Source organism: Rhizobium lentis (genome assembly GCF_014200175.1).
GTDB lineage: Bacteria > Pseudomonadota > Alphaproteobacteria > Rhizobiales > Rhizobiaceae > Rhizobium > Rhizobium mulingense.
The window spans coordinates 303,167-327,879 of record NZ_JACHBD010000004.1; the positions used below are offsets into that span (position 1 = coordinate 303,167).

Annotated in this window: 31 protein-coding genes, 2 tRNA genes and 1 pseudogene; 11 read left to right on the plus strand and 23 right to left on the minus strand. The window is 59.0% G+C overall.

What is annotated here, in order from left to right; translation table 11 throughout:
* Positions 1 to 33: 33 nt before the first annotated feature.
* Both GGI60_RS12120 and GGI60_RS12125 read right to left on the minus strand, forming a co-directional pair.
* A complete protein-coding gene (locus GGI60_RS12120) occupies positions 34 to 903 on the minus strand; it encodes a DUF2497 domain-containing protein (protein WP_183915976.1) in 870 nt (289 codons plus the stop codon).
* Positions 904 to 1,263: 360 nt separating this feature from the next.
* Positions 1,264 to 1,929, minus strand: coding sequence for a protein-L-isoaspartate O-methyltransferase (locus GGI60_RS12125; RefSeq protein ID WP_183915978.1), 666 nt, complete (start codon positions 1,927 to 1,929; stop codon positions 1,264 to 1,266).
* Positions 1,930 to 2,458: 529 nt separating this feature from the next.
* Here GGI60_RS12125 and GGI60_RS12130 point away from each other — a divergent pair.
* Both GGI60_RS12130 and GGI60_RS12135 read left to right on the plus strand, forming a co-directional pair.
* A tRNA-Cys gene (locus GGI60_RS12130) sits at positions 2,459 to 2,532 on the plus strand.
* A gap of 209 nt (positions 2,533 to 2,741) precedes the next feature.
* Positions 2,742 to 3,080 carry a KTSC domain-containing protein gene (locus GGI60_RS12135; RefSeq protein WP_183915979.1) on the plus strand — a complete coding sequence of 113 codons (339 nt, stop codon included), beginning with the start codon at positions 2,742 to 2,744 and terminating at the stop codon, positions 3,078 to 3,080.
* 54 nt (positions 3,081 to 3,134) lie between these two features.
* Here the strand turns inward: GGI60_RS12135 and GGI60_RS12140 are convergent, their stop codons facing one another.
* Positions 3,135 to 3,422 carry a hypothetical protein gene (locus GGI60_RS12140; RefSeq protein WP_183915981.1) on the minus strand — a complete coding sequence of 96 codons (288 nt, stop codon included), beginning with the start codon at positions 3,420 to 3,422 and terminating at the stop codon, positions 3,135 to 3,137.
* Between the two features lie 95 nt (positions 3,423 to 3,517).
* Entirely contained in the window at positions 3,518 to 3,835 is a 318-nt protein-coding gene (locus GGI60_RS12145; RefSeq protein WP_183915983.1) for a hypothetical protein, read from the minus strand.
* Between the two features lie 117 nt (positions 3,836 to 3,952).
* On the opposite strand from GGI60_RS12145, the gene GGI60_RS12150 reads away from it, so the two are divergent.
* From GGI60_RS12150 to GGI60_RS12160, 3 genes are all read left to right on the plus strand, one after another.
* Positions 3,953 to 4,027 (plus strand) — tRNA-Asn (locus GGI60_RS12150).
* A gap of 178 nt (positions 4,028 to 4,205) precedes the next feature.
* Positions 4,206 to 5,531, plus strand: coding sequence for a site-specific integrase (locus GGI60_RS12155; RefSeq protein ID WP_183915985.1), 1,326 nt, complete (start codon positions 4,206 to 4,208; stop codon positions 5,529 to 5,531).
* Positions 5,532 to 5,577: 46 nt separating this feature from the next.
* Positions 5,578 to 6,477, plus strand: a complete 900-nt coding sequence (locus GGI60_RS12160) for a hypothetical protein (protein ID WP_183915986.1) — start codon at positions 5,578 to 5,580, stop codon at positions 6,475 to 6,477.
* A 194-nt stretch (positions 6,478 to 6,671) separates the two neighbouring features.
* On the opposite strand, the gene GGI60_RS12165 is transcribed toward GGI60_RS12160, so the two are convergent.
* A complete protein-coding gene (locus GGI60_RS12165) occupies positions 6,672 to 7,757 on the minus strand; it encodes a glycosyltransferase (RefSeq protein WP_183915988.1) in 1,086 nt (361 codons plus the stop codon).
* A 523-nt stretch (positions 7,758 to 8,280) separates the two neighbouring features.
* Here GGI60_RS12165 and GGI60_RS32760 point away from each other — a divergent pair.
* Both GGI60_RS32760 and GGI60_RS12175 read left to right on the plus strand, forming a co-directional pair.
* Positions 8,281 to 8,388 (plus strand): annotated as a pseudogene (locus GGI60_RS32760) (antibiotic acetyltransferase); the annotation flags it as partial.
* A gap of 44 nt (positions 8,389 to 8,432) precedes the next feature.
* Entirely contained in the window at positions 8,433 to 9,332 is a 900-nt protein-coding gene (locus GGI60_RS12175; RefSeq protein ID WP_183915992.1) for a hypothetical protein, read from the plus strand.
* On the opposite strand, the gene GGI60_RS12180 is transcribed toward GGI60_RS12175, so the two are convergent.
* Both GGI60_RS12180 and ligD read right to left on the minus strand, forming a co-directional pair.
* Positions 9,322 to 9,498, minus strand: a complete 177-nt coding sequence (locus GGI60_RS12180) for a hypothetical protein (RefSeq protein ID WP_183915994.1) — start codon at positions 9,496 to 9,498, stop codon at positions 9,322 to 9,324. The genes GGI60_RS12175 and GGI60_RS12180 overlap by 11 nt on opposite strands.
* 250 nt (positions 9,499 to 9,748) lie before the next feature.
* Positions 9,749 to 10,816 (minus strand): non-homologous end-joining DNA ligase, encoded by a 1,068-nt coding sequence (gene ligD / locus GGI60_RS12185; RefSeq protein ID WP_183915995.1) that lies wholly within the window; start codon positions 10,814 to 10,816, stop codon positions 9,749 to 9,751.
* A 147-nt stretch (positions 10,817 to 10,963) separates the two neighbouring features.
* On the opposite strand from ligD, the gene GGI60_RS12190 reads away from it, so the two are divergent.
* Genes GGI60_RS12190 through GGI60_RS12205 form a run of 4 tightly spaced genes read left to right on the plus strand, consistent with a single transcriptional unit; the run spans position 10,964 to position 11,938 of the window.
* The gene (locus tag GGI60_RS12190) at positions 10,964 to 11,242 is read left to right on the plus strand and encodes a hypothetical protein (protein ID WP_183915997.1); all 279 of its coding nucleotides are present in this window, start codon (positions 10,964 to 10,966) and stop codon (positions 11,240 to 11,242) included.
* Positions 11,236 to 11,463 carry a hypothetical protein gene (locus GGI60_RS12195; protein WP_183915999.1) on the plus strand — a complete coding sequence of 76 codons (228 nt, stop codon included), beginning with the start codon at positions 11,236 to 11,238 and terminating at the stop codon, positions 11,461 to 11,463. The genes GGI60_RS12190 and GGI60_RS12195 overlap by 7 nt, the downstream gene beginning before the upstream one ends.
* 4 nt (positions 11,464 to 11,467) lie before the next feature.
* Positions 11,468 to 11,707: a hypothetical protein gene (locus GGI60_RS12200; protein WP_183916001.1), complete on the plus strand. Its 240-nt coding sequence runs from the start codon at positions 11,468 to 11,470 to the stop codon at positions 11,705 to 11,707.
* Between the two features lie 9 nt (positions 11,708 to 11,716).
* The gene (locus GGI60_RS12205) at positions 11,717 to 11,938 is read left to right on the plus strand and encodes a hypothetical protein (protein WP_183916003.1); all 222 of its coding nucleotides are present in this window, start codon (positions 11,717 to 11,719) and stop codon (positions 11,936 to 11,938) included.
* A gap of 28 nt (positions 11,939 to 11,966) precedes the next feature.
* Here the strand turns inward: GGI60_RS12205 and GGI60_RS12210 are convergent, their stop codons facing one another.
* The 16 genes from GGI60_RS12210 to GGI60_RS12285 form a co-directional block, all read right to left on the minus strand.
* On the minus strand, positions 11,967 to 12,443 hold the full coding sequence (locus GGI60_RS12210) for a hypothetical protein (RefSeq protein ID WP_183916005.1): 477 nt from the start codon (positions 12,441 to 12,443) through the stop codon (positions 11,967 to 11,969).
* Positions 12,440 to 12,634: a hypothetical protein gene (locus tag GGI60_RS12215; protein WP_183916007.1), complete on the minus strand. Its 195-nt coding sequence runs from the start codon at positions 12,632 to 12,634 to the stop codon at positions 12,440 to 12,442. The genes GGI60_RS12210 and GGI60_RS12215 overlap by 4 nt, the downstream gene beginning before the upstream one ends.
* Positions 12,631 to 12,906, minus strand: a complete 276-nt coding sequence (locus GGI60_RS12220) for a hypothetical protein (RefSeq protein WP_183778820.1) — start codon at positions 12,904 to 12,906, stop codon at positions 12,631 to 12,633. Before GGI60_RS12220 ends, GGI60_RS12215 begins: the two co-directional genes overlap by 4 nt.
* A gap of 161 nt (positions 12,907 to 13,067) precedes the next feature.
* On the minus strand, positions 13,068 to 14,174 hold the full coding sequence (locus tag GGI60_RS12225; RefSeq protein WP_183916008.1) for an acyltransferase: 1,107 nt from the start codon (positions 14,172 to 14,174) through the stop codon (positions 13,068 to 13,070).
* A gap of 59 nt (positions 14,175 to 14,233) precedes the next feature.
* Positions 14,234 to 16,591, minus strand: a complete 2,358-nt coding sequence (locus GGI60_RS12230; RefSeq protein WP_183916011.1) for a hypothetical protein — start codon at positions 16,589 to 16,591, stop codon at positions 14,234 to 14,236.
* 32 nt (positions 16,592 to 16,623) lie between these two features.
* On the minus strand, positions 16,624 to 16,956 hold the full coding sequence (locus GGI60_RS12235; RefSeq protein ID WP_183916013.1) for a hypothetical protein: 333 nt from the start codon (positions 16,954 to 16,956) through the stop codon (positions 16,624 to 16,626).
* A 108-nt stretch (positions 16,957 to 17,064) separates the two neighbouring features.
* Complete coding sequence (locus GGI60_RS12240) at positions 17,065 to 17,295, minus strand: hypothetical protein (protein WP_183916015.1); 231 nt, start codon at positions 17,293 to 17,295, stop codon at positions 17,065 to 17,067.
* Positions 17,273 to 17,632: a hypothetical protein gene (locus GGI60_RS12245; protein WP_183916017.1), complete on the minus strand. Its 360-nt coding sequence runs from the start codon at positions 17,630 to 17,632 to the stop codon at positions 17,273 to 17,275. Before GGI60_RS12245 ends, GGI60_RS12240 begins: the two co-directional genes overlap by 23 nt.
* Positions 17,632 to 18,231 (minus strand): lysozyme, encoded by a 600-nt coding sequence (locus GGI60_RS12250; RefSeq protein WP_246720371.1) that lies wholly within the window; start codon positions 18,229 to 18,231, stop codon positions 17,632 to 17,634. Before GGI60_RS12250 ends, GGI60_RS12245 begins: the two co-directional genes overlap by 1 nt.
* Positions 18,221 to 18,415 (minus strand): hypothetical protein, encoded by a 195-nt coding sequence (locus tag GGI60_RS12255; RefSeq protein WP_183916327.1) that lies wholly within the window; start codon positions 18,413 to 18,415, stop codon positions 18,221 to 18,223. The genes GGI60_RS12250 and GGI60_RS12255 overlap by 11 nt, the downstream gene beginning before the upstream one ends.
* A 168-nt stretch (positions 18,416 to 18,583) precedes the next feature.
* Entirely contained in the window at positions 18,584 to 19,168 is a 585-nt protein-coding gene (locus GGI60_RS12260; protein ID WP_183916021.1) for an SGNH/GDSL hydrolase family protein, read from the minus strand.
* Positions 19,165 to 19,929, minus strand: coding sequence for a hypothetical protein (locus GGI60_RS12265; protein ID WP_183916023.1), 765 nt, complete (start codon positions 19,927 to 19,929; stop codon positions 19,165 to 19,167). The genes GGI60_RS12260 and GGI60_RS12265 overlap by 4 nt, the downstream gene beginning before the upstream one ends.
* Before the next feature lie 3 nt (positions 19,930 to 19,932).
* On the minus strand, positions 19,933 to 21,441 hold the full coding sequence (locus GGI60_RS12270; protein ID WP_183916025.1) for a hypothetical protein: 1,509 nt from the start codon (positions 21,439 to 21,441) through the stop codon (positions 19,933 to 19,935).
* Between the two features lie 15 nt (positions 21,442 to 21,456).
* Entirely contained in the window at positions 21,457 to 23,673 is a 2,217-nt protein-coding gene (locus GGI60_RS12275) for a hypothetical protein (protein ID WP_312862799.1), read from the minus strand.
* Complete coding sequence (locus GGI60_RS12280; RefSeq protein ID WP_183916029.1) at positions 23,670 to 24,095, minus strand: DUF6950 family protein; 426 nt, start codon at positions 24,093 to 24,095, stop codon at positions 23,670 to 23,672. Before GGI60_RS12280 ends, GGI60_RS12275 begins: the two co-directional genes overlap by 4 nt.
* A gap of 6 nt (positions 24,096 to 24,101) precedes the next feature.
* Positions 24,102 to 24,713: a hypothetical protein gene (locus tag GGI60_RS12285; RefSeq protein ID WP_183916031.1), complete on the minus strand. Its 612-nt coding sequence runs from the start codon at positions 24,711 to 24,713 to the stop codon at positions 24,102 to 24,104.

Here is a 24,713-nt window from a genome sequence, read left to right on the forward strand (position 1 = left end):
CCGGAGCGGCCTTTCCAAGAAAATGCAATCCGATCAGCGGCGCGGGCCGCGCGCCACGCGCTCGATTTCCTCGCGCACCAACCGCTCGACCAGCGTCGGCAGATTATCATCGAGCCATTCGCGCAGCATCGGGCGCAGCATGTCCTCGGCGATTTCATCCAGCGAGCGGCGCTCCGCACCGTCGATCGCCGCGGCAAGCTCCTCGAAGGAGCGGCTGATCTGCAGGCCGGCATCTTCCGAAAGCAGCGTCGGCTGAACCTCCTCGACGACGCTCGGCAGGAAACGCTCGGTCGACGAACCAGCGGGTTCCAAAGCCGGCGGCGCTGTTTCGACGGCGCCGGCCGGCTCGGCGACGGCGACCCGTGCCGTTTCGACAAACGCCGGCTCGGTTGGCTGCTGTGGGGCAACAGGGGGAACGGGTGCAGCGGCAGCCGGGAAGATAGACTGTGCCGGCTGCGGCTGCGGGGCTGCGGTGCGCGGCGGTTCCGGCATCACGGTGAGCTGCGGTTCGGGTTGGCGGAAGCCGCTCGGAATTTCGCGCAGGGCCTGGCCAGCCTGCACGGCGCTGCGCTCGGAGGCGGCGCGCACGCGGGCGGCGACATCGGCCAGCGACAGCGCGCGGGCCGGCGCTTCTGTCTCGGGGGCAGTGCCCGCCGAATTGGCGGCGACAAAACGCGGATCGGAAGAGCGCATGGCCGGTTCGGGAAACTCCCCGCCGGCATAGGCGTCATCGACCGTCAGATGGATCTCGGAGCCGTTTACGTCCCTATCGGCGCCGTAAACCGGCGGCAGGGATGCGGATATCGCCTTGCCGGCGCCGGGTTCATTGCTTTCGATGATCTGGCGGATGGACGCCAGAATTTCTTCCATGGACGGTTCACGCGCTACACTTGGCTGAGCCATATCTATCCCCGTTATCCCAAAACAACGACCGGATGGTGTGGAGCGTTCATCCGAATCACCACGACCTTAGAATACCCCAGACGTGAAAAAAATCATCGCGAATCAAATGAATGCGGCCATGCACAGTTTTGTTACCCAATGATTGCCGTCCGCAATTCGCGGCCAAGGCGCCAGGATAAATGATATTTGTGAAGGTTTCCGGCAGCGCAAACGAATCCGCCCCGAAATCGGAATCGATTGAGGGCGGATGCGCCGATACAAGTCGTCACAGCGTCATTTGCGCGCCTGAAAAGTCACGCGGCGCGCAGTAAAACGGGCGCCATCGGCGCCCTTTTCTTAAATTCACCGAGGAAAACAGCGTCAAAAAACGAATTCGCGCGCCTTGGCAAAACCCGGCAGCGGCTTGACCGAAGCGTTGAAGAAGACATTCTCCGAAATGGCGCCGCGCTCGGCGACGAAGACCTTGGCGCGGGCTGCATTGCCATGGCCTTCGACCGTGACCAGACGGCCGCCATCGCGCAATTGACCGAGAAGAGCGACCGGAACTTCCTCGACCGCGCCATTGATGAAGATCAGGTCATAGGGAGCGCCGGCAGCATAGCCCTTTTCGAGCGGACCGGTCACAACTTCGACCTTGCCGTAGCCGGCAAGCTTTGCCTTCGCCTCGGCGGCCAGCGCCTCGTCGCATTCGAGCGCGATGACGGAGCCGGCGATGATTGACAGCAGCGCCGATGTGTAACCGGTGCCGCAACCGACTTCGAGTACGAAATCATCCTTGCTGATGGCCGCCAGTTGCAGCAGCTTTGCGAGTGGCGAAGCCTCCATGAGGAAGCGGGCGGGCTTGCCCGGTGCGGCAGCGGAGATCTCGACGTCGTTGTCGACGTACGCCAGGAGCTTTGCCTTCTCCGGCACGAAAGCCTCACGCGGCACCGTGAGAAACGCCGTCAGCACGGAATGCGACGTAACGTCCGTCGTGCGAACTTGGTTGTCGACCATCTTTGCGCGCGCTGCTTCGAAATCCATCATGTCCTCTCGCTCTTGAAAAGCGGTTCCTGTCCCCTGTCTCTTAATCTCCGACACGGATGCTTTCAAGGCTTGGCAGCAGTCGACGAAAAGAATCCGGCGAACGCCTCTTTCGCGCCACGGGAGGGACAAGACGCGGCAGCCCAAACGTGGAATCCCTTGCCCCTTCATGGTATGATTTGCATCGGAGGAAATGGGAGGAGCAGGCCATGTCTGCGATTTTCGAATATCTCACGCTGTTCGATTTCTTCATCCTCGCAGCGCTCATCGGCATCTTCTGCTGCGGCCTGCTGGACGGTGAAACGACCTGAGGAGCGCGCGCTCAGGCACGGCTCTGACGACGCCAGCCACAATCTCATGCGGGCGGAGGTGTGCTACGCACGCCGCTTGCAACAAGTTGGAGCGAGGCCTGGCCCTGATGGAAAAACGGTCGTCTCGGCTGCCGCGGAATGGCGTTTTTGCAAAATGCCCTCTTGCGATTTCCTTACGATCATTCTAAACGCTCGCCACGGCTCAGATAATGAGCACGTGAGGCCTCGTGGCGGAGTGGTGACGCAGAGGACTGCAAATCCTTGTACCCCGGTTCAATTCCGGGCGAGGCCTCCAATATCTCCCCACCGCTGATAAACAATTGTGAATCCTCGTTAATTTCGATACGATCGCGCCGAATGCAGCCGCCGCTCGGCCGGGGCTGAAACTTCCTCTCGGCGATCACGCCCTGTTTCGAACCAACCACAGCATTTGAACCAACTCTTAGCTTGACTTCGAACGCCTGCCCGCCATCTTCTGCCCCGGGAGGGTATAGGAGCTGCTGTATGGAATGGGCTGCCCTCAAGTCAAATCAGGGACGTGCGGTGTATAATGCCGAAACCGGCGATCTCCGCGTTAAGTTCTCCGGATCCGCGGCGGTACGACATGCCGACATTCCCCCGCATGTCTACCAGAACCTGCTGGAAACGAACGATCCACATTTCTACTACCAGTACTATATCGCGCCATCACGCGTCTCGCCGGCGCGTCGAGGGCCGATCTCAATGGTCTCCTACGGACTGAAGCTCGTTCTGCTTCTGGCCGCCTGCAGCCTGTTGATGGCAACCGACCTCGATCCGGGCCATGGCGGGATTTTCGAGGAAAGCCAACTGAGATCGAATTAGAACCGCATGCGCCGGGATCCATGCCTCTCGATCCCGACAGCCGTCAGGGCGCAATCAGGCAACGATGCTGACCGTTGCAAGCGAACTCCTGCTCCGGGAGCGGTAGCGGCGATCGTCCCGGCCGCGGTCGTTCTCGCCATCGCGCTCATTGCGGCCGTTAAAATTGCGATAGTTGCGAGGCCCGCTATAGCCGCCGCCCTGGCCTTGGTCGATAACGCAGCCTTCCGGACGACGGCAGATACCGCTGGCATCAAATCCGCGGCTGTCGACGGCCTGGGCTCCGGCGGAGCTTGCAGAAAGAATCGCCGCCGCTGACAGGACGACAATCAAGAACACCTTCATTACCTCACCCCGGGGTTTGCGGCGCGTTTGGAGCTCCATAAATTACGAGTGCGAAAAGCGATCCACAGTTCCGCGGAGTTCTGCGGCGACCGCCGTCACCCGGCCGGTCCTCGCCGCCGGTGCCACCAGACGGCCAGCCGGCGCCGAAGCCGGCGCGCTATGGAAAGATCATGCGAGAGCACCAGGAGGCCGAGCGGCAGCATCCAAAAACCGAGGATCGGAAGAAAGCCCAGCAAGCCGCACAAGACGAGGGCCGCACCGATTGCCATCCGCCCGATGCGTGAGCGCGGCATGTCGATGCTGAAGGAGCCGAGCACAAGCCTGTGGTTTATGTGGTCGATACCGAAGCGCCCTGCCCGCCGTCTGCGCTTTTCGTTGCCCCTTGTCTCTTGGCGATCATTGCTATTTGTCATTTCCCAGAGATGGGCGCAGACCGTCCAATTACAAGTTCATTTCATTTTTTTGAAAAAACCGCTTGGCAAATCGGGCAAGCATTTGTATTAGCGCACTCACACCGCGCCAAGCAGTGATCCCTGGTAGCTCAGCGGTAGAGCATTCGACTGTTAATCGACAGGTCGCCGGTTCGAATCCGGCCCGGGGAGCCACATTTTCCAAGGCTGCGCCATCGCGCGGCCTTTATTTTTTCTAGCATTTTCAATGCCTTGCCGATAGACGAATGCGGCAGAACTATCGTCCCTTTCCGCTGCCTCTTGTTTTTTGGGCTACATTTTAGGATACATTTCGTCCTACATCGTAGCCCGAAGCCAACAGGATGCCCGACCTATGGCTCAAGACGACATCTCGAAATACGTGCTCAAGCACCCGACAAGCGGCATATACCGCTACTATAGACGCGTGCCTGTCGAAGTCGTGGCACTCGACGGACGCATCCACGTCAAGCAATCGCTGAAGACGAAGAACCACAAGGAAGCCCTTAGCCGGGCGGAAAGCGTCCACCAGGCGCTCGAGACGCTATGGGGCGCGCTCCTGCACGGCGAAGGCAAGGAGTCGTCGATCGCCCGCTACGAGGCCGCACTGAAGGCGGCCCAATCGCTCGGCTTCACCTACAAACCGGCCGCCGACGTCGGAGAAGCGGATCTCGGCGAGTTCGAACGGCGAATCGCGATCGCCGAAGACGCGTTCGACCATTCCGAAACAATCGTCGATGCGGTGATGGGCACCGCCGGCGAACCGGCGCCGCGGCTCAGCGACGCCTGGCAGCTCTATGAGAAGCACAATGAGGCGGGACTGACCGGCATGTCGCCGGATCAGTTGAGAAAGCACAAGGCCTCGCGTCTGAGGGCAATCGAATACGCCAAGCAGGTGCTGACGGATCTCGAACTCGGCAAGATCGCCCGCGCCGACGTCCTGCGCTACCGCACCTGGTGGACTCAGAAGGTCAAGGCGGAAGGGTTGAAGGCTTATACGGCCAACCGCAGCTTCAGCGACATGCAAGGCATGCTGACCGTCATCGACGATGCCCTGCACACCAATTACAAGGAAGTCTGGACGAAGAGCCGCATTAAGGAGACCAACGCCAACAAGCTCGCCAAACGGCATCCGTTTTCAGCGGATTGGGTCCAGAACAAAATCCTCGCCAAGGGCGCACTGGAAACGATGAACCTCGACGCGCGATGCATCATCTACATTATGATCGAAACCGGCATGCGGCTTGGCGAGGTCTGCAATCTTCGCCCGCAGGACATCCGGCTTGACGACGAGGTGCCGCATGTCGAGGTCGCCGAGCGCACCGATCGCCGCCAGAAGACCGATCATTCCATCCGCCGCATTCCCCTCGTCGGCATTGCGCTTTGGGCCGCGAAGCAATATCCGGACGGTTTCCCGCGCTACCAGGACAAGGCCGACGTCGCCTCGGCGCTGATCAACAAGATGATGAAGAAGGAAGGCCTGCGGCCGGCCGGCGGCAGGCACACGCTCTACTCATTTCGCCACACGTTCCAGGATCGCATCGAGAACGCCGGCGTTTCCGATCGCATGCAGGCCGATCTGATGGGCCATGAGTTCGGTCGGCCGGTCTATGGCGACGGCTCGGAGATGAAGCGGCGCCAGGCGCTGCTCGAAACAATCAAGTTCCACTGGGAACAATGAAGAGAGCCACGACCGAAATGATCGTCCGACACTCGGAACCTGGCGATTGCAGAATCTGGCAATCCAGATGAAATGCCCTTACGACCCAACTCAGGCCGGCGAGGTTTCAATGCCCATTGATCTTATCTTACCGATGTCGCCTGACGATGCTCCGCGCACGTATGCTCCGGTCGGGCGTTGTATTTATTGCGGCGAAAAGTTCGCCCCGCGACTGGGACTGGAGCACATCATCCCGTTCGGCCTCACTGGCAACGCGCTGATGCTGCCTAAGGCCTCTTGCCGAGAATGCGCTAAGATCACCGGCAAGGTTGAGCAATTCTGCCTTAGAGAAATGATGGGAAAGTTTAGGGCTGTAGTCGGAACGCCTACTCGGAGACCGAAAGAGAGGCCGAGCCAACTTTCGCTCCCATTGGTTCTTCGCGAAGGTGAGGGCCGCTACACCTTCGATACAGAAATTATGTTAGGACCTGACGAATTTCCGATATTTTTGACCGGTCTCCGGATGAAGAGTCCTGGAATTCTCGAAGGCGCCCCGGATAGTGATGATGGTCGATGGGAGATATGGGCGTTTCACGATCAGGACGCTATCAGCAGGCTCCTCAAGGAGCATCCCGCAGAGAACGCAGCCGCTTACATGGGAAAAATCGAACCCTTAGCGTATGCTCGAATGATAGCGAAGATTGCCTATGCGCACGCAGTGTCCGTTGTCGGATATGGCTCAATGTTTCCTTTGGTCACAGACCTGATCCTAGGGCGCGACAATTTGATGTGCAGGTACGTAGGAGGGGAGTGGGATATCCCCCCAGCGGCGGAACCAACGTCAATCCATCAACTAGATCTCAGTTTGGAAGAAGCTAAGGAACGCAAATTCCTTGTGGTTACAGTCAGATTGTTCGCCAATTTGGGTGCGCCCGTGTACAAGGTTGTCGTCGGTGAGGTCCCCTAAGGTCAGGAAACTCGGCCTCGCTGTCTTTACCCCACGTCCCGAACGGAGAAGGCTTCGCGAAAACCCAGCATTTCCGGGGCAGGCGGTTTTTATATGTTCCCGTCTGTTCTCATTTTGTCCGGCCAATCGGTCCGCAATCGGTCCGGGATTGCGCCCCTCCTAACAATCGGGGCGCCCTCGCGCGGCTCAGCAGCTTACCAACAGAGCTGTATAAACCTGTTCCACTGAGCCTCCTTGCTGTATCGGCTCTTGATCATCTTATTGCCTGCTACCGCGATTTCTCTCAATCCGGTTTGGTCGGCGAGGAGAGAACGAATTGAGGCCACAGCCGACTGCGCATTATCGTAGGTCACAATGGTTGTGCCGTCGATCATTCCATCAGGGTAGTTGCCGGCGTCGGAGACCATCAGAGCTCCGCAGCCCAGCGCTTCCCAGCAGCGCATATTCCCTCGATCGGAGCCGGCCATGTCGACAGCTCCGTTCAATACGATTTTTGCTTGCGATATTGCTCGATACAGGTCGCGCCCAAAAACAGGCTGCTCGGAAACTGCGCGAATGCCCTTAGGCCGCCGATGTGCATTCAGAGGCAAGAGCCACCCTAAAGGGACTTCAGCTAACCGCGTAAGGCGGGACCGGTCCAAATGGTAGACAACCCGAAAACCCTTGCGAAGCTCGGAGACCGCCTCCAGGATCTCGGCGCGTTTGCGGTGGTGGCGGCTATAGCCTCCAACGAACAAGATATCGATCGGCCGGTTGCCATTGTCAGCATATCCATCCATCTCCGGATCGTGCCCCGGAGCGAAGTATTCTGCGCGCCACCCTCGATCTCTATAGCTTTGCAGAATAGTCGGAAAATTGCAGACGAGGAGATCATAAGCTCCGAAATCCGCATTGCCGGATGGCGCTGCTCGCCAAGCGATCGACCTCTTTACAGTCCCCGGCAACTTCTTGACGAAGTCATTGCCGTAGCGGACCGGATCAAGATTGTAGAAGATCTCCGTGCGGTGGTGCTCGATCTGACTGAGCAGCACCTGCTCCGGCGCCGTGTTGGCCGCAAGACCGTGTTCCGTTGCCCAAAAGCGCTGAGTTATGACGTCATCGCCTGTGGTGAAGAATGCGTCACCATCTCCGTCGATGACAGGTTTCAGCAGATGGCACGCCCCGAAGGAATCCGAAAGGAAAACCTGAAGTCTCTCAGAAAAAGAACTTGCTGATGACGCCAGCTTATTGAGTCTCCTCACATATGCGGGGTATAGGCCGAAGTTCTGAAAGACGCGCATTTTTGTGACCGATCCATGACTTACAGAAAAGCCGCGTATCACCAAAACCGGCCTTTGGCGATAATGATCTTCGAAGCGGGATGACGAGGGCGAAAGAGTGTTTGCCAATATGATTTTGACGGCAAGAGAACGACTGCTTGCGGGCCTTGCAACATCGGCCGCCAAGCGTGACGCATTGATCGCCGCCTCCACAAAACTTGGCTCCGAAGGAAGAGTCTTCAATATTCGAAACGACAAGAACGCGGTCAAAGTCGGCCCCAACGGCATGATCCGTGGTGAACTCCTGACTTTCGGCTTCGGCGGCAGGATCGAGATAGGCGACTGGTTTTATCTCGGCCCACAATCGACGATATGGTCAGCAAGCGAGATCGTCATTGGCGACAGGGTTCTCATCTCCCACTCCGTTGCGATCCACGACAGTGACAGCCACCCCACCGATCCTCAGTTGCGTTTCGAACAGACGAGACAGATTCTCACCTCTGGGCACCCCCGTACAAACCCAGGCGTAAAAACGAAGCCTGTCCTCATCGGAAACGATGTGTGGATTGGCATGGGCGCCATAATTTTGAAGGGCGTGACAATCGGCGACCGCGCCATTATTGGTGCGCGAGCAATCGTCAAGACAAACGTCCCAGCTGACGGCTTTGTGCCGTCTCCCACCAGCGAGCCAAATGTATGAAGAACCGCCTCCGCCGCAAGTTTCGAGATTTCATGTTTCAGACGAGACGGCTCGTTGGCCTAGAAAAACTGCTCATCATGCAGGGCGAAACTCGCGCGCATCAGATCGCACAACTGGGCGCCATAGGTACGCTTGCTGATGCCGAGTTTTCGGTCTTCTCGCAGTGGGGCGAAGATGGGATCATTTCCTGGCTGATCGATACTATCAAGCCCTCGTCAACCACGTTCGTCGAGTTCGGTGTCGAAGATTACCGAGAGAGCAACACCCGATACTTACTCGCTTCTCGATATTGGTCCGGGCTCATCATCGATGGTTCAGAAGCAAACATTGCTTCTATCCGCTCCGATGACGTCGCTTACAAATACGATCTGCAGACACGCGCGGCGTTTATCGACCGGGACAATATTGAAAGCCTTATCGCTTCGGCTGGCTTCAATGGAGACCTCGGCATCCTCAGCGTTGACATAGATGGTGTTGACTATTGGGTGCTTGAAAGGATCCCTCAGAGAGCTGCGATCGTGATTGTCGAATACAATCAGGGCTTCGGCGACGCTCCGCTAAGCGTACCATATGACCCATCGTTTATCCGGCTGAACAAGCACTATTCCGGCATGTATTGGGGCGCTTCTCTGGCTGCCTTCAAGCATCTGCTCGAAGGCAAAGGCTACGAATTTGCAGGCACCAATCGAGCCGGCACCAATGCGTTCTTCATTGATGCGGCTTATTCCGACAAACTGTCTGGCAAGCTGGGACGCCGCCACGAATGGCCCTGCCGCATGCGGGAAGTCCGCAATCCGGACGGCAGCCTCGCCTTCAAAACATATAGCGAGGCTAAAAATTTGTTGAATGGCCTACCGGTCGTAAACGTGACCACGGGCGAAACTGTCACTCTGTAGACGTCGCCTGATCACCGCCCCACCCGCCCACATCTTCATCCAGGCTACTGGCAATGATTTCTAAGATGCGGTGTAAAATTGGCTTCAGCGCATCGATGTCGCGCGCCTGCTCAATTTCTTTCCGCAGCTGCAAGACCGTCGCCCTCTGTTGTTCAACCGTTTGCATCTTGTCTCTACATCTCTAGACCGCAGCCATCAATACCGACGCTATAGATCAATTTCGGTCCGCTGCGCGTGGTGCCTCAAGCCGGAATTTCTCTTCTCGCGCGGCGGCTCTGGCTCGCAGAGGCTGCATGAGGGACATCTCAATTGCCATTAGCAACCATACAAACCCGTTTTTCAAGGAAACCTCACCTCGGCACATTTTGCGAGACCGTTCCTACTGTCTCTGAGAGCGAAAGGCAATTGACCAGATCTTATGATGATGGCGGGAGAGACAAGTCAAAGAACAGGGCACTGTCCTCCTCGTCTCGCAGCCCCTTATAGGACGGGTGGCGCAGCTTGCCGTCATGCGTCCAGTCTCGATATTCGATCTCGGCAACCAGCTTCGGCTTGATCCAGACGAGGTTCTTGCGCCCGCCGGAATATTTGACGGTCGGCTTGGTCGCCTTGATCTTGTCCATCGTTGCGCGGAGCTTCATCGCCTCGTCTGCCTTGAAGCCCGTTCCCACATGTCCGACGTAAACTAGCTCGCCACCCTTCCGAGCAGCCAGGAGGAGCGCGCCGATATTCCCGAACGCGGCGCTGGAGCGCTGATATCCAACGATCGCGAAGCCGTCGCTCTGAATGCATTTGATCTTCAACCACTCGCCGCCACGGCCGCTGCGATAAGTGCTGTTGCGGTCCTTGGCGATGATACCTTCAAGCCCATGCTCGCATGCGATACGGAACAGCACCTCTCCATCCGCTTCGATTTCCTCGGATAGCCTGATCGCCTCCTCGCCGCCGGCAGGCACAAGCCCCTCGAGCAGATGGCGTCGGGCAGTGAGTTCCGTTTCCGTAAGGTCGTGGCCGTCGAAATATAAAAGGTCGAACGCCATGAAGACCGCTTCCCGCGACATCCTCTTTCCCCCACGGCCTCCGAGCGACTGCTGAAGCCTGCCGAAGTCCGACCGGCCCTGCTCGTCGAATACGACGGCTTCGCCATCCAGTATCGCGGTGGAGACAGGAAGGCGTTTTGCCTCCGCCTCGATCGCCGGGAAGCGGCCAGTCCAGTCATGGCCGCCGCGCGTCAGAATGCGGACGCCCTTCGGCTCGATATGAACGGCCAGGCGATAGCCATCCCATTTCACCTCGAAGGCCCACTGCCGGCCTTTCGGCGGCCGCGGCTTCAAGAGCGCCAGGCAGGGATCTACCCGCGCAGGCATGGGATCGAGGGTGAGTTGGGGTTGAGCAGGGTCACGCCGTCGGCGCTGCCCGCCGCGCAGCGGAGCGGAGGTGTCGCCGAGGAGCGGCTGCGGGGGCCTGCGAGGCGGCTTTGTCATCCTCGCACTTCATCAGCCATGTCTTAAAAAGCAATTGACCAAGAATGATTATTGACTCGCCAGCCGATGAGAACATATTGAGAACGCTCAGGCGGAGCAGTCAACAACATGTGCGGCGGAAAGGACCTCGCGAGAGGATGATGACGCATGGCCGAAACGATCGGCGAGGCAATGGATGCAGGATGGGAGATCAGCGCCAGGTGCGCTTGGGGACGGCGGGAGGGGCTGAAGAGCGTCCGAGAATGCCTGTGGAAGCACAAGCTCGATATCGTCACCCTGGTGGCGACGAGAGGCCGGGATTTCCCGCTGGCCATGCTGTCGCAGCGCATGCGCTGTCCGGTCTGCGGCAGCCGTCGCGTAGCGATCGCGTATTTGCCGAAGGACACGCCGAGGGCGATGACGATGTCGAGGAGCGTGAAATGGTAGCTGACAGCCTGACGATCGATGACACGATACCGCAGCTCGCCCGCTGCCATTGCGGCCACGATCCGGACGTGACTCATGACGGGCACAAGACCGTCATCACCTGCTCGAATTGCAAGGAAAAGATGACTGTCGAGACGACACCGTTCTTTCGCAGCGCCGCCGCCCGGCTGGAGCATCAGACATGGCGGGCGGCATCCGCGTGGAATGAGATGAGGCGGTGACGGCATGCGCAGATTTTTAGAAACACCGAACTGGAACCCGGGCTATATGAACGTGGCGCCGCAGCACACCGTCATCATGGCCGAATGCACTGCTTGCGGTGCGCGACAGGAGTTCATGCGCGAACGTCTGCCGGCGAACCTGCGTCAGGCAAGCATACGCGATGTAGAAAAGCGCTTGAAATGCTCTTCGTGCGGCGCAAAGGCAGGCAAGCTGAGATTCGGAAGTTTTCTCGGAGATGAATAGGGAAATGAGATGAGCGACACCGATAGGCCGACACTGACCAAGGCAGCGGAAATGGACGTTCATTATTGCGAGCAAGAAGGATGTGAGGACTGGGGCAGCTGGGGCAATTTCCTTTCCCCCTCTGCAGCGACCCGCTGGTGGTGCTTTGAGCATTTCCCTCATAAAACTGATGCGCAGGAACAGGCGCTTCGGCGGAAGCTCAACGTGGCCTCGGCCGGGGATATTCTGTGATCGCAGAACTTATCCTCAGCCCACACCGTTAGACGATCGCCAGCGCCAGCCCCACGCCGGAAACCATTCCCGCGATGAAAAGCGCCACGCCGATGAAAACACCGCTGCGGCCGGCGATGCTGCCGTTCTCGGCGTCCGGCGCGATTAACACCAGCAGGCAGGCCCAGGCGAGCATCCAGGCGATGAAGGCGCTGACCGGCGAATTGACCAGGTGGTCGGCGCGATCGTAGAGGCGCACGATCATCACCCATACGCGCTGGAAGAAGATGATCAGCACGATCGAGAATACGGCGACGATCAGAAAGTCCGGCCCTTCCCGGCCGGAGCGCATGGCGCGGGCCGCGTCGTTTGCCCATCGCACCAGCACGGCAAACGTCACGCCGAGCACTAGGCTCGAGGAGATCTCGACCATCCGCTCGTAAGGAATGAAAAGATTGAGCAGCCAGAAGGACACGACGGCCGATAGCGCAGACCAGGCCGCAATGCTCGTTTTCAGCCGCTTCATCGCTTCTTTCCCTTTTTCATCGAATTCAATGTCACTGTCGCGAGCTCATGGACGCCGTTGCGCCTTCGTTCGAACGTCACCACCGTCTGGGCAAGCTCGGCCTGCAGCGTGCGCTTTTCTTCCTCGACGTCAGGATCCACCCAAAGGGACCATTTCCCGCGCGGCCGGCGAAACCAGTTGAGCAACATCATTCGCCCCTCCTCCTGCCGTTGATCTGCGCCATGGCGAGAGGCAGGATGACATCCATCGTGTCGGTGAATTTCTGCGCAAGCGGGGTTACGAGTTTAAGGGTCGCGACATGTTCCTGCTGCGCCTTTGCCAGGGCCTCGTCAAAAGCCGCCCTGTCCTTCGCTCTGCCATAACGTTCATAGAGATAGAGGCCGAGAAAGATCAGCGTCGTCACGGCAAATACGCCGCCATTCTGCAGCATCCACTTGGCCACCTCTGGCGGGATAGGTATCATTCGTCATCTGCCAATGTATCAGCGGTCGCCCGCGTATTGCGTCTGCATGCCGCCTCCTCGTCAAGGCGGCATGCAGACTATCATCGGATCATTTGGAGGCGGCTACGGGGGTAATCTTACGCCCCATCATTTGATGATGGGGCGGTGGGGCGGTGGGGGCGCTACTCGGCCGGTGCGCGACCGCGCCCGAAACCTCGCGCCCACCGAGCCAATGGCTTTTCAATGGTATGGAAGCTCAAGGCCGCAAGTGCGAGCGTTATAGGAAGCGTCAAGGTAGTTATCGCCACGGCGGCATAAAACCTGCTCTGAATGTCCATCGGAAAAACGATGTAGTAGGTCACGAGCATCATCGTTGGCACGTGAAGAACATAGAGCCCATACGACACCCGCCCAACAAAAGTAGGCACAGGAGACGAAATCAACTTATCCGCTAGGCGCCCTAGATCGAATTTATCATGCGCAGCGGCGAGGAAATAGATCGCGAACCACATCGCGATAGGAAGCTTGTTCGGGGCGAAAAATGAAGCGATGGCAAACCCCACAACGACCGACACAACCAGCACTGCGGGCCGGGCGTCGCGGGCATCACGCCAGAGAGCGGCACACATGATGCCTACGATGAACAGCGGGAGCCTTAACGGCAAAAATGACGGAACCTCGCCCATCCATAGGTTCATCGTCAATTGCTCCAAGCCGATCGCGAACAACAAGATTCCTGCCGAAATGGCGATACGGCGAGTATTGCCGAAACCGATCGCCCCGATCAGCAATGGCGCGATCAGGTAGAACTGCCACTCAAGCGAGATGCTCCAAAGAGGCCCGGAAAACATCAGGGACGCTTGCGGAAGGATCGAATCTGGAACCATCCCATGGAGCATCGTCAGATGTAGCCCGAGATGCTGGAAGAAGGCATTCGCCAGGTTTTCATCACGAGTTTGGAAGACCGTTCTGACCTGGTGAAGCCACGGGGACTCTCCGAACACCGGCTGGTAAAGGTGGTTGGTCAAGAGCCCAAACACCAATGCGACCAGGAAGAGCGGATAAAGACGCATAAATCGCCGGAAAATGTACCTGTCGTAAGGCTCGCCTTCGTTCGACAACATGAGCGTTATTACGAAGCCAGACAACATGACGAAGACCTCGACCGCCTGGTCTCCGTTTGACAGAAACTTAATCCGTGTCCCTGTGATTAGCAGGACATGGCTCGCGAAGACCCAAAGCGCCGCTATACCGCGCAGAACCTCGAAATGCGGGATATGCTTTCTCATAGTGCCCCCGATTGATTTCGGGGGCACCTTAGAGAGTTTGTGCAATGCAATCTAGGCTTTTACTGCTGAACAAAGAACTCGATTGTGTCAGCCGGGATCAGCACCCTATCACCGTTGGCGACAGCGCCCATGTCGAGCCCGCCGCTGATCAGGTCATAGCGCATGCGCTTGTAAGTCCCGGCCGGAAGCCCTGCCGCCTTGACGCCTGTTGCCTTGCGGGAGCGGTTGGAGAAGGCGGCCACATACTTGCCCCCAGCAGTCACGAAGGCCATCCCGTAGCACTCTCGCTCATAGGCGTTGTTGCCTGAGGTGAATGGGATGCGGGTACTTCCCTTGATGCCGTGGGCAAGGAAGCCTTTGACGGCATGCCAGTTGACCTTGACGAAATCGAACTGCCCTTCCTGTAGGTTGGGGTAGTCGGCCCTCACCGGTGCCCCTGTAGGACGCCAGATGGTCATTGCCCTGCCGTCCGTCTCGAAGACTGGGCCGGTGGATGGCTTCCCAATATGAATGGGATACCAGATGGGTGACGCACAGTTACGCATCCAGCTCATCACCTGCATAGCCAAGTTGGTCATGCGATGGCCAGGTTCCATGTAGGTCCGGGTTTGAGAAGGATCGACGCGAGGGTCGAAATATTCGTTCTCGCTGCTGTAAACCGGCTTGCTGCTGGCGTTCGCGGTCAGTGTGGTGAAGTTGTCGAAGATGTAGTTCGCATCCCACACCTCATCGATCTTGTGCCACGACCAGGCCGATATCTCAGCAAGCAGCGCGCTATCGGCTTTGATCAGCGTCGAGCCGACACCCGTCTGACCACTGAGGTCATCCGAGACGATAGCAACCGTGTTGGCCTGCCCCCCGTAGGTCGAGAGGATCGAGGAGGCCCTGATGAGGGGCACAACGACCTTCAGATAGTCATACATCTGCTGGTTCGTCCAGACGCACGAAGGATAGGTGGTCGAGAAAAGCGGTTCGTTCTGAGCGACGAACTTTCGCACCGGACCGACATTCTGGTGGATGTATTCCATCGATGCAACGGTATCGGTTGCGAAAGCCGTCATCCATGCCGCGTAGCCGGTAGGGTCTGCGACCTTGTCAGGCGCATCGAGCGAGCCGCCTTGAAGCAGCCGCCGCAGATAGGTGTTGTAGCCGGTTGGGTCGGAGACGGGATCGGGGCGTGGATAGGTCGAGCCGTGATAGGTTGTCCCGCTGACGGTGTTCTGTTTGTAATACGGCGGGGGAGACCAATGGGTGAACGCAATCCCCACTCCGGTAGCGTCGCACATTGCCTTGATGGCGGCATTCTGACCGGGCAAGCGTTCACGGAACTGCTTTCCGTCCGAGGACGTGCCGCGATAATAGAGGCCCATTGCCAAGCGGAAATCGACAAATCCGCCGGCAGACCCGAAGCCCATGACCTGGCTGGCAAAGCGGGTCTGTTCGCTGGCCGAAAGTCCGAGAGGCAGAGACGCAGTGTTGCTTTCCTGAATGCCGCCGCCGTCGCCCTCGATACTGTCGGATTGAAGTTCAATGCCGATGCCCTGGAGAACTTGAGCGGGAGCCGCAGAGTTCATCGTCCAGGTGATGACCTGCATGGCGGCCATATATTCATCGAGCGCATCTGAGATAGCCTGCCACATCGCATCCGTGAGACTTGCGCCGATGATGAGGGCACCTTGCCGACGTTTGGAGAAACCGGGGTTGGTGACAGACCGGCCGCCCCCAAAAAGGACGCTGTTTGCGCTAAGGGCAGACGAAGCCACGCTCACGGTGGCGAGCTTGGTGCGCCCCTTGCCGACCCGGATAGTATTAGCGTCGTCGCGAGACGCCCAACACAGGCCGGAGCCTGTCTTGCTCGGCGGGAGATCAACCGTCGACGAAGTGACCTGATTGATCCGCGCGACCATCACTGGATTGTTGCTACCATCTTGGAAGCGGGAGCGAATGCAGACGTTATCACTTCCGACGTCGTCAAGGTTCTCGTTACGATCGTCGAGGATGTATGTCGCGATCGACGCGTTATTCTGAGTGAAATTCCCGCCAGCCGTCGAAGGGATGAAATTGCAGTTATAGACGTGCGACGTTCCGTTGCCATAAAAGCCCTGATTGGCGGCAAACGTCGGAACGTTGGTGGCCGTCATGGCGAAGCTGGCGCTCTTGAGATTGAGCCTAATATGCGCTTCCGCTTCGGCAACGCCGAGATAGAGCGCATCGATCAGCGGGTATGCGCCGCACTGCTTTAACCGATAATAGAGGCTGTTGATTGCGGTCTGCGCGTCAGCGGATGGTGCCGGCGTCATTCTGGCAAAGAAAGCCGTCGCCTCATCCTGTGGCGGAATGACCTCCCCACCGCCCCGCCCGCGGGAGTAAGGCCGGCGATCGACGGTCTTGTCGACCGTCTTCGCCAGCCCACGCATGTTAGGAAGTCTCGTTGCAATGCCCACCATGATTAGGCGCTCACAACGTTGCACTTCCAGCCAGCCTGGGCCGGAATGTCCTTCTCCTCGCTCGCTACGTGATGCGATCTCGCCGTGTTCTGAGAAGACCCCACCGCCTGACCGGCATCCGGAGCCGTCCCGACGGCCGAGAGCATCTCGCCGCTCGCTGGCGCCCGGACGCGGAACACCAGGGACGCTGCGTCTTCGGGCGCCGACAGCGTCGGCGCGACCTGTGTCGTGCTCTGCCCAAGCGTGATCGTCTCCGACCATAGCGGAAAGAACAGCTTGGCTCCCCGGACATCCTTGACGTAGCCGCACTGAACATGAGCACCAGAAATTGCCATGGTTCACTCTCCTTGGTTGATGGGTTTCGACGCGGATTGACCGCGCACGGTTTTGCGCTGCGCCGCCTGACCAGGCCGCGCAGGATCTCGTTCGTCTGGTTCGAAAACTCAGTTGCCGGCGTCGACGGCCGCCACGCAGGAAGCGCGCCTCGCCTCGCCGATGTTTCGCGCAGTGCGATCGGCCGACCAGTTGTCGAAGATCTCCTGCTGCGACATGTCCCGGTCGGGCTTCGGCGAAAGCGGCGGCGTTTCCTTGCGGCATTCTGCCGGCAACACCGGCTTCACCGCCTTGGTGATGACGATCGGCGCCGGGCGGTCAGTCAGGGAGCATCCGGACACGATCGCGGGAAAGGCCAATAGCGTCGCCATCAGGAAGGGCCGCATTTCTTTTCCTCAATTCCTCGAGCTGCTGGGAAGCGGCATTGACGCGATCGGCCGCGTCCGCCTGTATCTGGAGCGTCGCCGTCGCCTGCTCGGCGATCTTCTTGTTCGCCTCGGCATTGGCCTTCTCGATCCGCGCCGACCATTCGGCATCAGACAGAGCCTTGGCCGAGGCCGCCGCGGCGTCGACCATCGCGCGGATCTCGCGAATGGAGAGCCAGACGACGCCGGCAAGCGCCAGCACGAGCAGAAGCGCAGCGAGGCCGGTCAGGATCGGCTTGGAGAGCCCGAACATCAGACCCCGCTCCTGCAGAGCTCGCCCTCGCCGATCCGCGTCGCATCGCCCATCTCACGGCGCTTGACGAGGCCGATATAGATCCGCCCGCCCGCCTTGTTGAAGGCCGTCGCCGCTTCGCAGCTCGCGACGTAATCAGGCACCTTCCCGAGCCGCATCGCATCGTTGACGATCCGCGCAGCGGTCGAGCCGCATGCGCCGCCCGTGCCGATGTTCCAGGCAAGCGAATTCATCATCGACCGCCAGGCGAGCGGCTGATCGTTGAACCTGACGACACATTTCACAAGCGCCGGCCGGTAGACGGTTTCCAACTTCACCTGCAGACGCTTCTCGCAGCCCTTCGGCGTCTCGATCATGCCGGGCTTCACGTCATTGGTGTCGCCGGCGCAGATCGTCCAGACCGGCGGCCGAGCCAGCCGATCGAGATAGGCCTTCAGCACCTCGCCTTCCCAGGGCTCGACGAGGTAGGTCGAGGCAAGCGCCACGTCGTCATGCACCTTGCTGCCCGAGGGCATGGTCACATATCCACCGACCGCGACGCTCACGATCGCGGCGATGGCCGCAAGTCCGCGCTTCGTCGGCTTGAGCTTATTTCTCATCGGAAAGGCTCCTTTGCATGACGAGACGAAGAGCGGCGACTGCGAGGTTTGCTGCCGCCATTGACCACAGAAAGGTTCCATCGGCGGCAAAACCGCCGGCGATGCCGGATGCGATGGCAAGCAAGACGTTGCCCCAGAATGACAGGGAACGTCTGACGACCCTCTTCCAATTTCGGACGAGCATTGCTCTTCTCCAATGTTTGACGGAAAGACCACTTGCGCAGCGGCTTGCGATCGCTCAGGTCATGGACAAGAGCGGGAGATTTCGATTTCGGTTTTGCGCAAATACGACGATCGCCCACAGGCGTTTTGGGCGTGGAATTCAATCGAAGGGAAGGCGGAGGAATGCGCCCTAGCTAATTAGAGGCCGTAACGATGAAATCATTGTGGGGACGGAGCGAGTAGAAACGGCAGTTTTTGTCGGATGGACGCCGTCGGGGATGTCGGTCGTTGTTGCTCCCACCCAGCCAGGCGCCAAATCGATAAGCGTGAGTTGGCTGTCAGCGGCGCAGATGTCTCGATAATTCTGAGCGTATGCGGCCCAATTCACGCGGTCCGATACCGGGTAAAGGCCTCCAGCCACCGGCGCGTTCATGATCATCAAGCAGATTTTTACGTTCGGGTCATTGGCCCGAAGCTGTGAAATCATGTTTAAGTGGTTTGCCTGCGCCTGAGCCACCGAAATGCTGCGCGCGATATACGCATCGTTCATGTTGTATTCCAGGACAACGATCTCAGGCCGTGTTTGCAGGGCGCGATAAAGGAACGTGAGCCCAATCGCGCTGTCTGCCCCGTTTTCTCCAAAATTATAGATGCGCGCGGTCGACTGCTTCCCCTCGCGCAATCCGCGCTCGACCTGGCGCTGCCAAAGGTTGAAGTAGTCTCCTTGATAGGTCAGGCTGGTGCCGCAGGTGGCAATGCGAATTTCCTTGCTCATCGCTTGCTTCTCCGATCCCAATAACCAACCGTTTGGACCGAGCTATTCATGTTGCTCGCCGCATATCCGACGACGCGGCCGTTGACGTCGGTCATGACGATGCCGCGATATCCCAAGGTGTCCGCAGCTGGCTTTACCCCCACCGTGTAAAACCGACCCATGCTGGGATCTCCGCCATCGGGGTCCATAAGGCCAATTTCTCCACCGCCCGTGTTGACGAGGATTAGCGCCTGAACTTCGCACTTGAAGCCGATCGGTGATTTCATCGTGATGACGGTGGAAGATGCACCAAGATTGCCGCTATACTGATTTTCCATTACACCCCACGCACACCAGTCTTCTGTCTGTGTGTATGGGATGATGTTGGCGGAGCTATCGGTGAGAACACTCCATACGCGCCGACTTGGAGCGGCCTCCCACCCTGCCGGATAAGCGGGGTTCGTGAGTGACCCGGAAGCGAGAACATCCACAGCGCCGGTCGTCGGGTTCTGCATCACGTGAAGGTGGTACCAAGTGCTAGCCGTGAGCGATCCTTGATCAAGTGCGCCATTTCCACTGCCGGCCGCCCAATTCTGGTCGAGGCGCTTCATCATACCCGCCGTCAACTTTATGTCGGCGTCGTCAAGTTGCGACCGGCACGATCCCGGCGCAACAACAATACGTTTCGTGGGAGCGGTCGGATCTCGTGACGTTTCGAACCCCACAAGATACTGCGGAGGCAGGCCGCTCTGCGTCATTGACGGCGGAATCTTCTGGACCATTGGTTATGCCTTTATTTCTTCAACGACGAGGGTTGCGGCAGACACGCCGCCCAAAAGGCGGCCAGCAGTAGAGCCGTTTAGACGAGCGGTCCCCGCCACAGCATCCGGTCCGACACGAACAGAGATTGTCACTGCGGTCGTTATCCCCGGTACGAAATCGACTTCGACACTCGACATAAATGCCTGATCTGCCGACACTACGGTAACGCCGACAGCATTTCTGGCGTCCGCAGCCGTTCCATTTATGCTTGTTCCAGTGGCAAATATTGCAGCTATCACAGTGCCGGCCGCGCTGCGCGAAACCTGCCCTCTAAATCGACAACGGAGTTTGTTGGTCACCGATTTAGGTGTGATGGTGAGTGTGAGAATTTCCGTTCCCTCAGTAATTTGAGGTGCCGTGTCGTCTCTCGGAATAACCGCCGTCAGAGTGGCATTGGCCGCATACGAGGCACTGACGCTGTCGACGACGGCGCCCGTGGGCATCTGAGCGTTTGTTATCGCAGCGCCGCTGGCCGCTGCTCCGATCTTCGTGCGAATGTTGGCTGCATCCGCCGCAGACATCTTGGCGGCGGTGACTGCATCGCCCCCAAGCTTGGCCGTGGTAATAGAGCCGTCGCTTGGTGCGCCCACTGTGATCTTATTGCCGAAGCGGACATCGACCTCTACCCCCGTGGGAACCGGTGGCGACGGCATCCGCAGATAGGCGTTGCCGCCCGAATGCTCCAGCGTGTAAGCCGAAATCGGCTGTGAGACGCCGCCGACGTTGACGAACATGTTGTTGGCGCTGCCCGGGTCAATGGAAAGCAGGAAGTCTGTAGTCGTACCATCGCCGGTGAAGCTGTTCTGGACATAATTGTTTTTGGCGAGATCTGCCCAGTCGGCCGCCTCAGCAGCCGCCGCCTCGGCGCGGTCCGCAGCATCCTCAGCAGCAGCGACGATCGCCGACGACACCTGGTCGCTGACCATGCGGAAAGTCGATCCTGCAATGACCCCGAGCAGTTGCATCCCGGCGATCAGACCGCCAGTCACGACGTCATTGCCGGAATTGGTCTTGACCGTCAGAGGGGAGCCGCCATTGAAGGAGACCGTGACGGGCGTCCCACTATTCGTCTCGAAGACCCCGAGGATGATCAATGCAGATTGGCTAACGGGGATGCTGGTCGTTGCCTGAATAGCGTTCGGTGTGCCTGCTCCGACATCTGTTGCGACGATGAAGGAATAGGGAAGGTCCCCAAGTCGTGTCCATGAACCCGAATTGGCAGCCCCGTTCTTTCGATAGATGCCGTTATAGGCAGCCGTCGGATCGCTAATGACCCATGCCATGGTATTGGCCGTCTGCGAAAGGTCTGCATAAAGCGCTGCCTGGGTGGCATAGACCTTCCCACCGCTGGCGAGGAAGGCATTGATTGACCCTTCCACCCACGTGCCCCATTCGCGAATTTGCTGTTTGTCCGGCTCAAGCGGGTTGGACGAAGGGCCATCGGCCCAGATTTGCACGGCCTGCATCGGCATAGAAGTGCTTCCTTCTTAAGTAACTGTAAAGGCGCCCGTCGGCGTTCGCGTGCCCTCGACGCCCGAGGCGTTCACGGAAGCCACCCAGCCGTAATAGGTGCCGGCAGGCCGCGTGATAGTTCGGGAATAGGAACCGTTAGGCGCGCCGGCCAGCGCCGGGCTGTTGAATGTGGCGGTCGCCGGATTGTTGACCGTATTGTAGTAGACGCGCGCCGAGGCGTAGAGGCTGCTGTTCGGCGCTGTCCAATTGATAGTCACCTCCCCGGGCACGCCGGTTATGACGGCTCCGATCGTGACGGCGGGGGGCGCAGTAGGGTTGACGGTTGAAAACACGGCTTCCGTGGCAGACCAGTCGGAATACTTGCCCCTCGCGGAGATGAAAGCAGCCTGGACATCGAGCCACCGGTCGCCGGGCACGACATCCGTGGCGCAGACGATGAACCCCTCTGAGGCGTCGACGTTGACGATCGTCTTTTCGACCCAAGCGCCAGGATGGCCGCCACCTGTGTCCTGGATCCGGTAACGGATCGCCGGCGTAAGGCTATTGTCGCTCGGATCGACGAGCGAGACGTTAAGATAGACTGAGCCCGCTGCGGCGACCGCCACGGCGGAACTGATGACCGGCGTCGGCATGTTTGCCGAATTCGGTTTTGCCGGCGCCGCCGGCTTTTGACCCTCGAGAGCTGTCGACCATTGATCGATATTGTCCGGATGCTGGATCACCTCGAGGCTGAACCCCCCTCGCATGAGATCGAGCACCGCCCGCCGGTTTTCGATTACCTTTCCATCAAGCCTCGGCAGTCGGTTTGGCGTAGCCAGCCTTATCCAGCGGCTGTAGACCCCATTTATGCCGGAAAGACGGACATTGAGCGAACCCCTCACCTTCTGCAGGATCCGCTGCCATTCACGCCATCCCAGCCGGCGGGCCTGCCGCCAGTTCGTCACCCATTGATAATTGGCGTCTTCCGCCAGCACTCGCCCAGCGAGGAGCTGCCTATCTTCATCCTCGAAAAAGTCAGTGTCCGAGGTGGAATAGCCGACATCAGGATAATTGAATTTCGGAACGAGGCGGTTGATTTCCTCCTCGAACAGCACGTCGTACTGAATGCGATGGCCGACGATGTCTTCGTCGCCAAGGGTAACGACGCGGCTTTCGCGGAACTTGCCGGCAGTGAAAAGCAGAGCCCCGTCGCCGCGTTCGCAGAGCCAGCCATCGCAAGCCGCCAGGATCGCGTTCGTTCCGACCTTCGGCTCACGCTCGGTTGTATCCCAGCCGCTGCACTCGTACCGCTTTTCAACGCCGCCGCCTGTGATCGTGACGAGCTCGTCGCAGACGTCTGCCTCTTCGATCCACATGTCGAGCACAGGTAAAATTGCCTTGCGGTAATCGCGCCGATGACCGAACTCGCTAAAGCACCAGTGCCAGGCGAGCTGCAATGCCGGGTTCTTCGAGAAACCCCAGGTCGCCGGCAAATCCGGATCCTGGTCCGGATCGCGAAAGTCCCAGACATGAGCCCCACTGACTTCAACCGTAAGCCGCGGGATGTTAAACGGGAAAATAGTGCTGAAGTCTTTCGCTTTTGGCGTAAAGGCCTTCATTGCGATCGATGCCTGCCCATCACCTCGGTGATTGTTCGTCCAGATCCCCGAACTGGCGAAGGCGCTTACCATGGGGGCGTAGGGTGTTTCGGGATTGGCCCCCAATCGAAACAATAACTGCACCAGATCGGAACCGTATCGCCCGTCCTCAAGAGCCTGGACATAACCGGATTCATCGAGCGCGACTTCATCGTCATGGAGATAGAAGCGATTGTAGGAATGGACCGGATGCCCCGCGATACCCTGGACGGCGTAAAGCGCTGCACCGAGTGCTTCCCACAACATGTAAGCGCCGGCCATGCGCGTCGTACCGATTACCCAGTGGCGCGGCGGAACCGACTGCGTCATCGGCGCCTTGCCGTCTTCCGGCTTCGGCGGCTTCGGGGCCATTGCCGCCTGGATGCCGACAGTGATCGCCGTCGTGACCAGCGCCGTCGTCAGGCTGCCGAGAACGCCGGCCGTCGTTGCGCCGAAGCCGATTGCCGTGAAAAACGACGTAAACAGCGGCGTGAAGATCGGGTCGCGCCGCGACAATGGGTAATGCACGGTCGTGCTGCGAAGGCGGCCCTCCCAGATGTCGCGCTGGAAGGACAGCGCATAATTCGCTGAATAGAAGCGTTCGTCGGAAATCACCGCGACCACCTCCAGCAGGCAACGAGTTGCGCCTTGCGGTGCGCGATTCCGCCAGGCCCGGCGGGTCCGAGAACCGACCAGAGAGGGCCGAAGCAGAGAGCCGAAACATTGCTTTCTGCAGCCTCGCTTCCTTCGAAATCGACGAGTGTCCGGATCACTGCCATGTCGCCCGTCGACGGCTGCTGTACGCGCCGCCAACCTTGGCCGACGAGGAGCGGCCCGACGAGCTCCGCAAGTCCGCCGGCGGTATCGACGATTGCGCGCGCACCCTCGGCGCTGTCATAGGTACCCCGAAAAGCTTCGGCTGGGTCACGACCCGTGAGCATGAATGCATAGGTGCCGCACCAGGTCGTACAGTCTTCGCCGCCAACGCCGCCCCACCGGAACTTGACGCGCCTTTCGACATAATCCTTGATAAGCATAGCGCCCTAGAAGTTCGGCCACGCCGGCTGCACGCCGCGCGAATATCGGATGGTGTTGTTGCAAAAGTCATCGGTCGGCGAGACCGCATGTTGCTGCGCTGATGACCACAGCGCCCGGGATGGCCTGCTACGCATGTTCTCGCCGGCCACGACCGAAAGCGAAAGCGAAAGCGTGGGTTGCTCGCGCCCGGAGACGACAGGCATCGATTCCGCCGTGCGCGCCGCTACGCCTTGCCAGAGCGGTATGATTTCGGTCATCGGTTGATAGTAATCGTCGAGCGTCGTGATGCCGACATGCACTAGCGCTCCGCGCACTTCCGGTATGGAATCGATCAGCCGCGAACCGGATGCCGGATCAACGCCGGACATCGTGAAGTCGACCGCGTCGGACGTGCCATTCAGAAGAATCTCCAACGATGGAAGCCCGACCAGGCGCCCGGCGCCGAGATAGATGGTTCCGTCTGGATCGATGCTGTCGAAGCGGGCGGGAAGGTCATGAACCCCGAACCAGATATGCAACGATGGATCAGTTGCCACCCGCATGAACAGACCGAGCAGCGTGCTTGATCGCAGCCGATCCAGAACGGCCGAGGGTACGTAGTTGACGTCATAAGCCAT